Origin of the sequence: Rhodococcus sp. NCIMB 12038 (assembly GCF_002165735.1) — a bacterium.
In the GTDB taxonomy this organism is placed as follows: Bacteria; Actinomycetota; Actinomycetes; order Mycobacteriales; family Mycobacteriaceae; genus Rhodococcus_F.
In genome coordinates this window covers 86,453-100,253 of sequence record NZ_NHML01000013.1, presented here as the reverse complement: position 1 = coordinate 100,253, position 13,801 = coordinate 86,453, and the positions used below count along the sequence as shown (strand labels likewise).

The following is a 13,801-nucleotide window of genomic DNA, read 5'->3' as shown; positions in this document are numbered from 1 at the left end:
AACCGAAGGACGAGACCGTGATCCCCAGGCAGACCATCAACGCCGTCGACGTCCACGCCGCCGGCGAGCCCGGACGGGTGCTCATCGGCAGCCACCTGCACGTCAAAGGCGCCACCATGGCCGACCGGCTGCAGTACTGCCGTGAGCACCTCGACGATCTGAGGTTGCTGATGCTGCACGAGCCGCGCGGCTATCCCGGACTGTGCGCCGTCCTGGTGCTTCCCCCGGTCAACCCGGACAGCGACTTCGGCATGGTGGTGCTCGAACAAGGGGGATTCCGGCCGATGTCCGGGAGCAACCTCATCTGCGCCGTCACCGCGCTCCTGGAAACCAGCACCCTGCCGGTGCAGGAGCCGGTGACGAAGCTGAAGGTCGACACCGCCGTCGGTGTCGTGCACGTGCGCGCCGACATCGCCGGCGGCAAGGTCGTGCGGGTCACGTTCGACAACGTCCCCGCGTTCGCCGTGGCCATCGACCATCCGCTCGAACTGCCCGAATACGGCACCGTCCCGGTCGACATCGTCTTCGGCGGGCAGTTCTTCGTCCAGGCCAAGGCCGCCGACCTCGGTCTGGAACTGGTGCCCGGCGCCGCGAAGGACCTGGCCCGCGCCGGGGCCGTGCTGCGCACCGTCGCGCAACGCGATATCGCGGTCCGGCACCCGTTCAACCCGGACATCGACCACGTCGCACTGACGATGATCCACGGCCCGTCCCCGACCCCGGGGGTCTCCGGGCGCAACACCGTCGTCCTCCCCAACGGCACCGTCGACCTCGCCGACCCGACGACGTGGACCGGCGCACTGGACCGGTCGCCGTGCGGCACCGGCACCTGCGGGCGGATGGCCGCCAAATACGCGCGCGGCGAACTGGCACTCGGGGAGCAGTTCGTCCACGAAAGCCTGCTCGGCACCACGTTCACCGGCACACTCACCGACATCACCGACGTCGGACCGCACCGGGCGGTGCTGCCGTCGGTCAGCGGCCGCGGCTGGATCACCGGCTTCAACCAGTACGTCCTCGACGCGGACGACCCGTTCCCGCGCGGCTACACCCTGGGCGACCTGTGGGGCCCGGAATCCGAGGGCGACGACGCCCGGCAACTACTCGACCAACTCGATCTGGAGAATTGATGACCACCCACGAGAAGCTGCAGTTCATCGCCGGGGAACGCCGGCACGGCAGCTCCGGGACGGAGCTGACGATCATCGACCCGTCCACCGGTGAGCCGATCACCACCGGCCTGGCCGCGACCACCGGGGACGTCGACGCCGCCGTCGCGGCCGCTCGCGCCGCCTTCCCGGGCTGGTCCCGCACCACCCCCGCCGAACGCTCGGACATCATGCTGCGCTGGGCCGAGGTCCTGCGGTCCCGCAGCACGGAGCTGACCGCCCTGGAGAGCCGCAACGGTGGCAAGGCGATCAAGCTGGCCGACGGTTTCGACATCCCCGGGGTGATCGACAACGTCACGTTCTTCGCCACCACCGCCCGCAATCTGGAGGGCAAGGCGAGCGGGGAGTACTCCGGCGATCACACCTCGTCGATCCGCCGTGAGGCGATCGGTGTCGTCGGGTCGATCTCGCCGTGGAACTACCCGCTGCAGATGGCGGCCTGGAAGATCCTGCCCGCGGTCGCCGCCGGCAACACCATCGTCCTCAAGCCCTCCGAGCTCACCCCGCTGACCTCGCTGCACTTCGCCGAGACCGCGAAGGAAGCCGGCGTGCCGGACGGCGTCGTCAACATCCTCACCGGGGCCGGGCGCATCGCCGGACAGGCTCTGGTCGAGCATCCCGACGTGGACATGGTCTCGTTCACCGGGTCGACGCCGGTCGGCAAGCAGGTCGCCGCGACCGCCGCCGGCAGCGTCAAGCGGGTCCATCTGGAACTCGGCGGCAAGGCACCGTTCGTGGTGTTCGACGACGCGGACCTCGAGGCGGCCGCCCGTGGCGCCGTCGCCGGTGCGCTGATCAACGCGGGCCAGGACTGCACCGCCGCCACCCGCGCCTACGTCCAGCGTCCCCTCTACGAGAACTTCGTCCGTCGGGTCGCCGAACTGATGGACGAGGTGAAGGTCGGCCCCGCCGACGACACCGACACCGACATGGGCTCGCTGATCTCACTGAAGCAGCGCGACCAGGTCGCGGCGATGGTCGACCGGGCCCGCGACGCCGGCGCGAAAGTGGTTCGCGGCGGCCGCATCCCGGAGCACACCCCGGCGGCGGGCGCGTACTACGAGCCCACGCTGATCGTCGATGCGGCGCAGGACTCCGAGATCGTCCAGCAGGAAATCTTCGGCCCCGTCCTGGTGTGTCTGCCGTTCGACACCGACGACGAGGCCGTCACCCTCGCCAACGACACCCCCTACGGCCTCGCCGCATCCGCCTGGACGCAGAACGTGTACCGGGCGCAGCGGGCCACCCGGGAAATCCAGGCCGGGTGCGTGTGGGTCAACGACCACATCCCGATCATCAGCGAAATGCCGCACGGCGGCTACAAGGCCTCCGGATTCGGAAAGGACATGTCCACCTACTCGTTCGACGAGTACACCAACGTCAAGCACGTCATGTCCGACATCACCGGAGAGGCGCACAAGGGCTGGCACGACCTCATCTTCGGCGGACACTGACCCCGAACACTTTTCAGCTACCCACCGGGGCGGGGTCGATCTCTTCTGCCGAGGAGGTCGACCCCCGGACACGATGGTCCCCGGCGCCCGCCGAACCTCACGCCAATGAGAGCGGGCACCTGAATCCCCAAGGAGGATTCACATGAGCACATTACCGGATTCACCTTCGGCGCCCGGATCCCCGGACGCTCCCGATCACAAACTGAAGAGAAGTCTCGGACTCTGGCAGCTGACGTTGCTGGGGGTCAGCACGCAGATCGGCTCCGGCTGGTTGTTCGCGGTGCTGTCGTCGGCGTCGGTCGCAGGCCCGGCCGCCATCCTGTCCTGGATCCTCGGCGCGGGCCTGTTCATCGTCGTGTCGCTGACCTGGATCGAACTGGGCACCATGTTCCCGAGATCCGGCGGGATCGTGCGCTATCCCGCGCTCTCCCACGGTGCGTTTGCCGGGTGGATCACCGGCTGGGGATACTGGATCGGCACCGTCTGCCTGCCCGCCATCGAAGCGCAGGCCGTCCTGACCTATCTCGGCGGCCGGTTCCCGCATCTCGGTCTGGTGAAGGTGGAGCAGGGCACCACCATCCTCGCCTGGCCGAACGGAATACTCTGCGGCATCGGCATTCTCGCGATCTTCTTCGTCCTCAACCTGTTCGGCGTGAAACTGCTGGCCAAGGTCAACACGTATGTGACGATCTGGAAGCTCGTCGTCCCGTGCCTGACGTTCATCCTGCTGTTCTTCGCGTTCAACTCGAGCAACCTCACCGTCGGCGGCGGCTTCCTCCCCACCGGCGCGGGCGGCATCGTGCACGCTCTCGCGATCGGCGGGATCGCGTTCGGCTACCTCGGCTCCCGGCAGGTACTCGACTACGGCGGAGAAGCACGAAACCCCAAGCGCGACATCCCCTTGGCGATCGTCCTCTCCATCCTCATCCCGATGGTCGTGTACATCGGCCTGCAGATCGGCTTCCTCGGCGCACTCGACTGGTCCGACGCCGGAATCTCCGTCGGAGACTGGGCGGGACTGCGGACCAGCGACTGGGCGTCGGCCCCGCTGTTCCAGGCCCTCGGTGCGGCCGGATTCGGCGCCTTCGCCACCGTCCTGCTCGTCGACGCCGCCATCTCCCCGGCGGGCAACGGCTGGGTCACCCTCGGCAGCGCCGCCCGGGCCTCGTTCGCGTTCGGCATCGACAAGTACGCCCCGAAGAGCCTCGCCAAGGTGAACCGGTACGGCATCCCGTGGGTGTCGCTCGTGGTCGCGATCGTGGTCAGCGCCCTCTTCATGCTTCCGTTCCCGAGCTGGTACCAGTTGGTGTCGGTGGTGTCGGTCTGCCTGGTGCTGAGCTACCTGATGGGCAGCGCGATCGCTCCGGTGCTCCGCAAGACCGCACCCCACGCAGACCGCACCTGGCGGCTGCCTGCCATGGGATTCTGGGCGCCCGCCGGATACGCCGCAGGTCTGTTCATCGTCTACGCCGCAGGCTTCGCATCCCTGGCCCAGCTCCTGGTGATCGCGTTCGCCGGGGTGAGCATCTACGGCGCCTACACGTCGGTGAACCACGGCTGGGTGCGCAGACCCGCCGGATGGTCCATCTCGGCGGTGTTCCTGGTCGCGTGGATCTACATCAGTTCCCGCGGCGGATGGTTCATGAACACCACCGAGGTGCAGCGCGCAGGCAGTTGGTCATTTCCCGTCTACTTCGCGGCGATGACCACGGCACTGCTGGCATTCGTGCTCGCACTGCGGGTGGTGAGCACCCCGGCCGGCCGCCGTCACCTCGACGCCGGTGTGTGGCTGATCGCCACCCTCCTCGCGACGCTGCTGGTCTCCTACTACGGCGAGTTCGGTCCCCTCGACGAGCCGCCGCTCGCCGACTCCTGGGACCTGCTGGTCGTGATCGCGCTGGCCCTGGTCAGTTACGCGTGGGCCGTCCGCAGCGGTTTCCACACCGAACAACTCGACGCCGCCCTCGCCGATTCCGAATTCGCTGTCGAACCCACCGCACCCACCCGCACACCGGCTCACCGGGCGACACGGGTCGCCGCCGTGCACGAACAGGAGGTCAACTCGTGAAGGTTCTCGTCGTCGGAGGCACCGGCCGCATCGGCACCGCGGTGGTGGACGCCCTGACACCCCACCACGACGTCGTCGTCGCATCCCGCTCCACCGAGGTCTCGGTCGACCTTCGGGACGCCGCGTCCGTCACCGCACTGTACGAACGGGTCGGGACGGTGGACGCGGTGGTCAGCACCGCGGGCGTCACCCCGTTCCCCGCCTTCGGCGACACCACCACCGGCGACTTCCGGCAGGGTTTCGACGACAAACTGCTCGGGCAGATCGAACTGGTCCTGCGCGGTCTCCCATTCGTCGCCGACGGCGGCTCGTTCACCCTGGTCACGGGGGTGCTCGCCCGCGAACCGATCCGCTCGGGTGTGGTCGCGTCGACCGTCAACGGGGCCCTGGAGGCGTTCGTGAAAGCGGCCGCCGCCGAACTTCCGCGCGGCATCCGGATCAACGCGGTCAGCCCGAGCGTCGTCACCGAAGCACTCGACGTCTACGGCGACTTCTTCCCCGGATTCGCGCCCGTTCCCGCCGCCGAAGTCGCGCGCGCGTTCGTCAAATCGGTGGCCGGGATCCACACCGGCCGCGTCTACGAACTGGGGTAACGGCAACAGCCGTCAAACCTCACAATCTGGACCTCAGAGGCGCTCCGGAACTGGCACTGTGCTCCCCACCGCACCCTCCATACAGTGTTGTGCATCACATCAACAGTTCAGTTCACGGTGGACCGTCTCCCCTTTCTCCGCCGGCACTGTTCTCCGTTCCAACCGCCGGTGATCCGACCCGGATCGCGATGGCGACCTGACGTTTCCGGTCAGCGCACAGTGGAGGAAAACGTGACTGCAACACCACCCCCGGCCCAATCCCAGGACTCCGACCAAGAAGCCGGCCAGGACTCCGGGCTCGGAAAGGGCCTGAAGAAGCGGCACATGAATCTCATCGCCCTGGGCGGCGTGATCGGTGCCGGATTGTTCGTCGGCAGCGGTGTCGTCATCGAGAGCGCGGGGCCGGCGGCGATCGTGTCGTTTCTCATCGCGGGGGTCATCACGCTTCTGATCATGCGGATGCTGGCGGAGATGGCCGTGGCCCGGCCGGTGGTCGGATCGTTCTACGTGTACGCGAGGGAAGCGCTCGGCAATCGCGCCGGATTCTCCGTCGGCTGGATGTACTGGTACTTCTTCGTCATCGTGGTCGCCGTCGAGGCCATCGCCGGCGGTCGAATACTCCAGCTCTACTTACCGTCCGCGCCGCTGTGGACCCTCAGCCTCGGCCTTCTCGTACTCCTGACCTGCACCAATCTCGTCTCGGCACGGTCGTTCGGTGAGTTCGAGTACTGGTTCTCGTCGATCAAGGTGATCGCGATCGTCCTCTTCCTCGGCCTGGGTGCGCTGTGGATCACCGGAATGTGGCCGGACTCGACCCCCGGAGTGGCGAACCTCGTCGATCACGGCGGATTCGCGCCGCTCGGCTGGGGCGCGGTGCTCGCCGCGGTCGTTCCCTGCGTCGCCTTCTTCACCGGCGCCGAGATCGTGACCATCGCGGCCGCCGAGTCCGCGGAACCCAAGAAGGCCGTCGCCCGGGCGATGCGCTCCATCGTGGTCCGGATCATCACGTTCTACGTCGGATCCATCTTCGTGGTCGTCGCCGTGGTGCCGTGGAGCGCCGAAGCCGTCGGGGTCAGCCCCTACGCGGCGGCCCTGTCCGCCCTGCACATCCCCGGGGTGGCCACGATCATGAACGTCGTCATCCTCACCGCGGTGCTGTCCTGCCTGAACTCCGCCCTGTACACGTCGTCGCGGATGCTGTTCGCCCTCACCCGCAACGGCGATGCCCCGCACATGTTCACCCGACTGTCGGGCGGCGGCGTGCCCCGGCGCGCCATCCTCGCCGGGACGGTGATCGGGTACGCGTCGGTGATCGCGGCGTTCGTCTCCCCGGATCTCGTGTTCTCGTTCCTGGTCAACTCGTACGGCGCCGTGGCGCTCTTCGTCTACCTCATGATCGCGATCTCCCAGGTCGCGCTCCGCCGGAAGCTGGAGGCGCAGGATCCCGAGGCCCTCAGCCTGAAGATGTGGCTGTTCCCCTGGCTCAGCTACGCGACCATCGCGCTGATGGGTACCGTGATCGCGGCGATGGCCGTGCTCCCCACCACCCGTTCGCAGTTCTGGCTGAGTGTGGTGACGCTGGCCTTCATCCTGATCGGCTACGAGTTCCGCCGGCGCAGCCGCACCAGCGCGGAACGCCTCGACACCGTCACCCCGCCCGCGGAACCGGCCGACACGGGTGCGGAAGCGGAACAACTCGTCGGAGTCGTGACGCGCGAGCAACACTGACACACTGCTTTACCGAAGAGGGGCAGGGACCGCACCGGCGGTCCCTGCCCCTCTTTTGTGCCCCCGATGCCACATCGGCTTTTTCCGGCACGACCCGCCGCGAATCGGGGCACACTTGCAGAAGACCTCGGCGGAGGAGGACACCGTGTTCCACCGCGGAGACGACGTCGTCACCGAAGAACACTCGCTCGACGAGTCGCTGCTCGTCGAGCCCGATTCCCGGCGCCGGCCGTGGCGGGAATTCCTCGTCTCGACGCCGGGACGGCTGTCGGTACTGGGAATCGCGCTCGTGGTCGCGGCGCTGGCGACCGGGGCGGTCACGTCGGCAGCGATCGGCGCCCGGCAACAACGCATCGATACCCTGCGGACGCACACCGAACCCCTCACCTACGCGGCCGAGCGGCTCTACAGTTCGCTGTCCATCGCCGACGCCGCGGCCGCCACGTCGTTCATCTCGGGCGGCGTCGAGCCGATCGCCGTCCGTAATCGGTACAACCAGGCGATCGGCGACGCGTCGAATGCGCTGGTCACCGCGTCGAACGGGGTCGACTCGACCGACGCCGCCGCCCTCGGCCAGTTGTCCGAGGTGTCCCGGAACCTCGCCGCGTACACCACGCTGGTCGCGACGGCCCGCGCCAACAATCGATCGGGCAACCCGGTCGGCGTCGCCTACCTCAGCGACGCCTCCTCGATGATGCAGGACACGATCCTGCCCGCCGCCGAGCGTCTGTACTCGGAGCAGTCGAGAGCTGTCGCCGACACCCAGGTCCTCACCGGACGGCTCCCCAGAGTCGCGTTCGCCGCCACCGTCGCCCTGCTCGTCGCGCTCCTCCTGGCGCAGGTATACCTGGCACGCAAGAGCAAACGCCGCATCAACCCCGGCCTGGTCGTCGCGTCCCTGCTCGCCGCGACCCTCCTGATCTGGCTGGCCGGCGCCGCCCTGGTCTCCACCGCGGCCACGGACCGCGCGAGAACCGAAGGGGCGCAACCACTCGCGACGATCACCCAGGCGCGGATCCTCGCCCAGCAGGCCCGGGCGGACGAGACCCTCGCGCTGCTGCAGCGTGGCTCCGACGAACAGTCCGAGATCGACTACGCCCGCCGCTCCGCCGCGCTGGCCGACGTCCTCGCGGGCCTGCAGGGCGGTTCGCACGGACCGGGAGCCACGCAGCCGATCGACGAGGCGGTGACGGCACTCGGCGGCTGGCGGCACGCGCACGAGATGCTGGAGCAGCGACTGGAGGTGGGGGACTACCCGGGCGCGACGGCCGTCGCGATCGGCCCGGCGGACTCCGCGTCGCCCGCGACGTTCGCGGCGCTCGATGAGGCGTTGCAGCACGGGATCGACAGCTTTCGCGGCGAGGAAGTCGACGGCATGACCGAGTCCTTTCGCTCGTTGTCGCTGCTCGCGGTCGGTAGCATGGTGATCGGCGTACTCTGCGGGTTCGCCGTCGGTGGGGGGATCTGGCCCAGACTGAACGAGTACCACTGATGACGCGGGTGAGGCGACCGAGACGACGGACGTGCCCGCGCGCCCTCCTGCTCTCCGCTGCCGTGGCCACCCTTCTCGCGGCCGGGTGCGCCGCCCCGCAACCCCTCACTCCCATCGCCAGCGGTGACTACTCCGACCAGCCTCTGACGAACGGGCTTCAGGTTCATCCGCCGACCGGCGACGTGCCCGCAGAGCCACCCGCCCCCGACTCCTGCGGCGCGCTGGCGAGTCTCCGCCCGGTCACCGCGCCGGACCTGCGGGCGCCGGGAAGCGCGCTGGCCGAGATCACCGCGCGCGGCAGGCTCGTCGTCGGGATCGACCAGAACACCAACCTGTTCAGTTTCCGGGACCCGACCACCGGCGCGCTGATGGGATTCGACGTCGACGTCGCGGGGGAGATGGCGCGGGACCTGTTCGGCGACCCGTCCAGGGTCGAGTTCCGGCTGCTCACGTCCGGCGACCGTTTCGACGCCCTCGAGAAGAAGGCCGTGGATCTCGTGGTCAAGAGCACGACGATCACGTGTGAACGGTCCGAACGCGTCGCCTTCTCCACCGTGTACTTCCAGGCGTACCAGCGACTGCTGGTGCCGAAGGTCTCCGGTATCTCCGGCGCGGAGGATCTGGCGGGCAAGCGCGTCTGCACCGTCGCCGACACCACCTCACTGGACACCGTTCGCCGGGTGCAGCCGGCGGCCACGATCGTGACGGTGCCCGACTGGGACGACTGCCTCGTGGCGCTCCAGCAGCGTCGGGCCGACGCCGCGAGCACCGACGACTCCATCCTGGCCGGGCTCGCCGAGCAGGATCCGAATCTGGAGATCGTCGGCCCGCCGCTGCAGTCGGAGCCGTACGGCATCGGGGTCAACAAGGGCAACGAGGATCTGGTGCGCTTCGTGAACGGGACGCTGGATCGGATGCGCGGAGACGGGACGTGGATGAGGCTCTACGACAGCTGGCTGACGGTGCTCGGACCCGTCACGGGACCGCCGACCGCCACCTACCGGGACTGAGGTGTCACCGAACGTGAGCGACGAGACCAGGCGAACCCCGATGGACGAACCGGAATCCACGCGGGGTGTGCGGTTCGATCCGTTCGCGGACGACGACGAGGACGAAGTCCCCTCGTCCCGCACGGAGCCGGATGCCGCCCACAGCTCCGACCTGTCGATGCTGCTGACCAATCCTGTTCTCGCCGAGAACAAGCGGTACTGCGACCGGTGCAAGCGGCCCGTCGGACGTTCCACCGCAGCCCGGCCGGGTGACACGGAGGGGGTGTGCACGCACTGCGGGACCGTGTTCTCGTTCGCCCCCCAACTCGAGGCGGGTGAGTTGGTGGCGGGTCAGTACGAGGTCCTCGGGTGCCTCGCCCACGGCGGCGTCGGCTGGATCTACCTCGCGCTCGACCACAACGTCAGCGACCGCTGGGTCGTCCTCAAGGGCCTGCTGCATTCGGGCGACCCCCAGGCGCAGGAAGTGGCCCTCGCCGAGCGCCGGTTCCTCGCCGAGGTGACGCATCCGAGCATCGTCAAGATCTACAACTTCGTCGAACACCCCGGGATGGACGGCAATCCCGTCGGCTACATCGTCATGGAGTACGTCCGGGGCCGGACGCTGCGGGACGTGCTCACCGAGCTGAAGGAGGAGGCGGCACCCGACGACCCGAAACCGAGGCTGCCGGTGGAGCATGCCATCCGCTACCTCCTCGAGGTCACGCCTGCGCTCGGCTACCTGCACTCGATGGGGCTGGTCTACAACGATCTGAAGCCCGAGAACATCATGATCGGCGACGACTACGACCAGCTCAAGCTCATCGACATGGGCGCGGTCGCGAGGATCGGCGATCACGGATACATCTACGGCACACAGGGTTACCAAGCCCCCGAGATCGCCACCACGGGGCCCACCGTCGCGTCCGACATCTACACCGTCGGGCGCACACTCGCCGTCCTGACCCTCGACATGCCCACAGCCGGAGGCTGTTACGTCGACGGCCTGCCGTCTCCGGAGGCGGCGCCGCTGCTGGCGGAATACGAGTTCTACCACCGGCTGCTGCTGCGTTCCATCCATCCCGACCCGGCCAGGCGTTTCGCATCGGCAGACGAGATGTCGACGCAACTCGAGGGTGTGCTGCGCGAGGTGCGGGCGCAGCGGACCGGAAACCCGCAGCCGGGACTGTCGCACCGTTTCAGCCCTCAGCGCACGACGTTCGGGACCGACCTCACGATCAGCCGTACCGACGTCTACGTGGACGGGCACCGCCGGAACGAATGCATCAGCGCGATGAGCATCGTTCGGGCACTGCCGATTCCGTTGGTGGACCCCGACGATCCGGCCGCCCCGCTGTTGTCCGTCGTGCACAGCAGACCGCGGGAACTCCTCGATTCGCTGCACCGGGCGAAGGAGGTGGCGGCGAAGGAGGGAGTGGAGTCCACGAGCATCGAGATCCCGCTCGCCGAGGTGCGCGCGCACCTCGACCTCGGGCAGCCGCGTGACGCCGCCACCATTCTCGAATCCCTCGACCACGAACTCGAGGACACGTGGCGCGTCGACTGGCACACCGGGCTGTGCGCTCTCGTGGGCGGCGATTTCGAGGAGGCGTTCGCACGCTTCGATTCGGTCCTGACGGCGCTACCGGGCGAGGAGGCCCCGAAACTCGCCCTCGCGGCGACGGCCGAGATGTGGTGCGAATACCGCGCCGGTGAGAACCTCGGGCGGTGGCGCGGGACCGCCGAGAAGTACTACCGCACGGTGTGGCGCACCGATCACGGCGCGGTCAGTGCGGCGTTCGGCCTGGCGCGGCAACTCGAGCACCGCGACGACCGGGTCAACGCGGTGGAGGCGCTCGACGAGGTGCCGCCGACGTCCCGGCACTACGCCGAGGCGCGGTTGACGAGTGTGCTGATGCTCGTCCACGATCGGCCCCTCGCCGAGGTGAGCGAACGGGATCTGCAGGAGGCGGCCCGCCGAGTCGAACTGCTCGCCCACGACGAGCGTCGCGCGCTCCAGACCCGTGTTCTCGTCCTCGGTGTGGCCGTCGACTGGCTGCATGCCGGCGGCGTCCCCGAGGCGACGAGGATCCTCGGTGTGCCGTTCACCGAGCGCGGTCTGCGCACCGGGGCGGAGGCGGCGCTCCGGGCCCTCGCCCGCAAGGCGCCCGAGCGCAGGCACCGGTACACGCTGGTGGATCTCGCGAATCTGATCCGCCCGACCACCTGGCTGTAGCGCCCGGCTCAGAGCCCGCCGAATCCGACGGGTTCGCGGCCCCACCGGGCATTCCACGCCATCACCTGCATCCGGTCGCTCAAAGCGTCACGGCTGCGCACTGTTTCGGCAAGCTGGCCCATGAGTTCGATGATGCGGCGCCGGGCATCCTCCAGTTCCGCGGCCAAACGCTGCTCCTCCCTCGACCTCGCGGTGCGGTTCCTGCCGGCGATCATCGTGTTCATGTCTGCTCCGATCGTGACGTCGTGGTGTGTGCCACTCAGCTCATCTGACCGACAACTCTGCGGCATCTGGTACGGGTCCAGAAGATCCAGAAGGACAGCGATACAGGGGTCCAATCTGGACCTATGACGCAGCACACAAGTGGCTCTGACGTCGGCGAGAGTTCGACCGTAGGGTTCGAGTGCCCAATGAAATCCCGATCGGAGAGGTACCTATGCGCAATCACACCGACGCACTCACGATCGCGGGCCGGGACTTCTCGTCGCGCCTGGTCATGGGCACCGGGGGTGCGGCCAACCTGGCGGTTCTCGAAGAGGCACTGATCGCGTCCGGCACCGAACTGACGACGGTCGCGATGCGCCGGGTGGATGCCGTGGGGAGAACAGGCCTGCTCGAACTGCTCGATCGGCTGGGCATCGCGTTGTTGCCGAACACTGCCGGGTGCCGCGGCGCCGCGGAGGCGGTGCTGACGGCGCAGTTGGCCCGGGAGGCGCTGGGCACCAACTGGATCAAGCTCGAGGTGATCGCCGACGAACGCACGCTCCTGCCCGACGGGATCGAACTCGTCTCGGCAGCAGAACAACTCGTGGACGACGGCTTCGTCGTGCTGCCGTACACCAACGACGATCCGGTGCTCGCGCAGCGCCTGGTCGATGCCGGGTGCGCCGCCGTGATGCCACTCGGGTCACCGATCGGCACCGGACTCGGCATCTCCAATCCCCGCAACATCGAGATGATCGTCGCGCGCACGGACATCCCGGTCATTCTCGACGCCGGAATCGGCACCGCGAGCGATGCGGCGCTGGCGATGGAACTCGGCTGCGACGCCGTCCTGCTCGCCACCGCGGTGACGAGGGCGTCGGACCCCCCGCTGATGGCGGCGGCGATGGCCGGGGCGGTCACGGCCGGACGCCGTGCCCGGGCCGCCGGGCGCATACCGAAACGGTTCTGGGCGCAGGCGTCGTCCCCGGTTGCGGTGTAAGTCCCCGGTCGCGGTGTAATCGGGCACTCGTGAACGCAGACTCGGCTAGCGTGAAAGCCCATGCGGGTACACCACCTCAATTGCGGTTCGTTCTCCTCGGCGCTCATCGGGCGGTTGATGTGCCACGTGCTGGCATGCGAGACCGACGCGGGCATCGTGCTGGTCGACTCCGGGTTCGGGCTGGCGGATGTCGCCGACCCCACCGGTCGCGTCGGCAAGTACGCGAAGCTGACCGGCGCCCGATTCCGCGAGTCGGAAACGGCGGTCCGCCAGCTCGGAAAGCTGGGACTGAATCCCTCGGACGTGACCCACATCGTCGCGACGCACCTCGACTTCGACCACATCGGCGGGGTCGCCGACTTCCCGAATGCCACCCTGCACACCACCGCCGCGGAAGAGGCTGCGTCGGAGGGACGTTCGTCGTTCCGGGAGAAGGTGCGGTACCGCCCCGCCCAGCTCACCCCGCGTCCGACGACGCACACCTATGCGGGGCCGGGCGAATCCGTGCTCGGTTTCTCCGGCGCCCACCCGATCGACGGGGTCGGCGACCGCATCGTGCTCGTCCCGATGCCCGGGCACACCCGGGGTCACGCGGCGGTGGCCGTCGACACCGGCGACCGCGGCTGGCTGCTGCATGCGGGCGACGCGTTCTACCACCGCAGCACCGTTGCCGCCCCCGGGCAGGTGCCGCCGGGAACCGCAGGCCGCGCCCTGCGGGTGATGGAAGAGCTGATCGCGGTGGACCGTTCGAAGATCCGCGGTAACCACCGCCGGCTCCGCGAACTGAACAATCAGGTGGCACCGCGGGTCCGGGTGTTCTCCGCCCACGATCCCACGCTGTTCGAGGAACTGGCCGCTGAGCGGGGCTGAC

At 68.5% G+C, this 13,801-nt stretch carries 11 protein-coding genes; 10 read left to right on the top strand and 1 reads right to left on the bottom strand.

Going from position 1 to position 13,801, the window contains the following annotated elements:
• The first annotated feature begins 17 nt into the window (after positions 1–17).
• The 8 genes from CA951_RS20885 (at position 18) to CA951_RS20850 (ending at position 11,726) form a co-directional block, all read left to right on the top strand.
• Positions 18–1,130 carry a proline racemase family protein gene (locus tag CA951_RS20885; RefSeq protein WP_087558631.1) on the top strand — a complete coding sequence of 371 codons (1,113 nt, stop codon included), beginning with the start codon at positions 18–20 and terminating at the stop codon, positions 1,128–1,130.
• Positions 1,130–2,623 (top strand): gamma-aminobutyraldehyde dehydrogenase, encoded by a 1,494-nt coding sequence (locus CA951_RS20880; protein WP_087558630.1) that lies wholly within the window; start codon positions 1,130–1,132, stop codon positions 2,621–2,623. The genes CA951_RS20885 and CA951_RS20880 overlap by 1 nt, the downstream gene beginning before the upstream one ends.
• Before the next feature lie 142 nt (positions 2,624–2,765).
• Positions 2,766–4,691 (top strand): APC family permease, encoded by a 1,926-nt coding sequence (locus CA951_RS20875; protein ID WP_087558629.1) that lies wholly within the window; start codon positions 2,766–2,768, stop codon positions 4,689–4,691.
• The gene (locus tag CA951_RS20870; protein WP_087558628.1) at positions 4,688–5,284 is read left to right on the top strand and encodes a short chain dehydrogenase; all 597 of its coding nucleotides are present in this window, start codon (positions 4,688–4,690) and stop codon (positions 5,282–5,284) included. Before CA951_RS20875 ends, CA951_RS20870 begins: the two co-directional genes overlap by 4 nt.
• 324 nt (positions 5,285–5,608) lie before the next feature.
• Positions 5,609–7,012, top strand: a complete 1,404-nt coding sequence (locus tag CA951_RS20865; protein ID WP_256974024.1) for an amino acid permease — start codon at positions 5,609–5,611, stop codon at positions 7,010–7,012.
• A 115-nt stretch (positions 7,013–7,127) separates the two neighbouring features.
• On the top strand, positions 7,128–8,504 hold the full coding sequence (locus CA951_RS20860; protein ID WP_306300854.1) for a hypothetical protein: 1,377 nt from the start codon (positions 7,128–7,130) through the stop codon (positions 8,502–8,504).
• The gene (locus tag CA951_RS20855; protein ID WP_087558626.1) at positions 8,504–9,514 is read left to right on the top strand and encodes a glutamate ABC transporter substrate-binding protein; all 1,011 of its coding nucleotides are present in this window, start codon (positions 8,504–8,506) and stop codon (positions 9,512–9,514) included. Before CA951_RS20860 ends, CA951_RS20855 begins: the two co-directional genes overlap by 1 nt.
• A gap of 40 nt (positions 9,515–9,554) precedes the next feature.
• The gene (locus CA951_RS20850) at positions 9,555–11,726 is read left to right on the top strand and encodes a serine/threonine-protein kinase (protein ID WP_179220266.1); all 2,172 of its coding nucleotides are present in this window, start codon (positions 9,555–9,557) and stop codon (positions 11,724–11,726) included.
• A gap of 8 nt (positions 11,727–11,734) precedes the next feature.
• On the opposite strand, the gene CA951_RS20845 is transcribed toward CA951_RS20850, so the two are convergent.
• Positions 11,735–11,950: a hypothetical protein gene (locus CA951_RS20845; protein ID WP_087558749.1), complete on the bottom strand. Its 216-nt coding sequence runs from the start codon at positions 11,948–11,950 to the stop codon at positions 11,735–11,737.
• Positions 11,951–12,162: 212 nt separating this feature from the next.
• Here CA951_RS20845 and CA951_RS20840 point away from each other — a divergent pair, with 212 nt between their 5' ends.
• A complete protein-coding gene (locus tag CA951_RS20840) occupies positions 12,163–12,930 on the top strand; it encodes a thiazole synthase (RefSeq protein WP_087558625.1) in 768 nt (255 codons plus the stop codon).
• 60 nt (positions 12,931–12,990) lie between these two features.
• Positions 12,991–13,800 carry an MBL fold metallo-hydrolase gene (locus tag CA951_RS20835; protein WP_087558624.1) on the top strand — a complete coding sequence of 270 codons (810 nt, stop codon included), beginning with the start codon at positions 12,991–12,993 and terminating at the stop codon, positions 13,798–13,800.
• Position 13,801 lies beyond the last annotated feature (1 nt).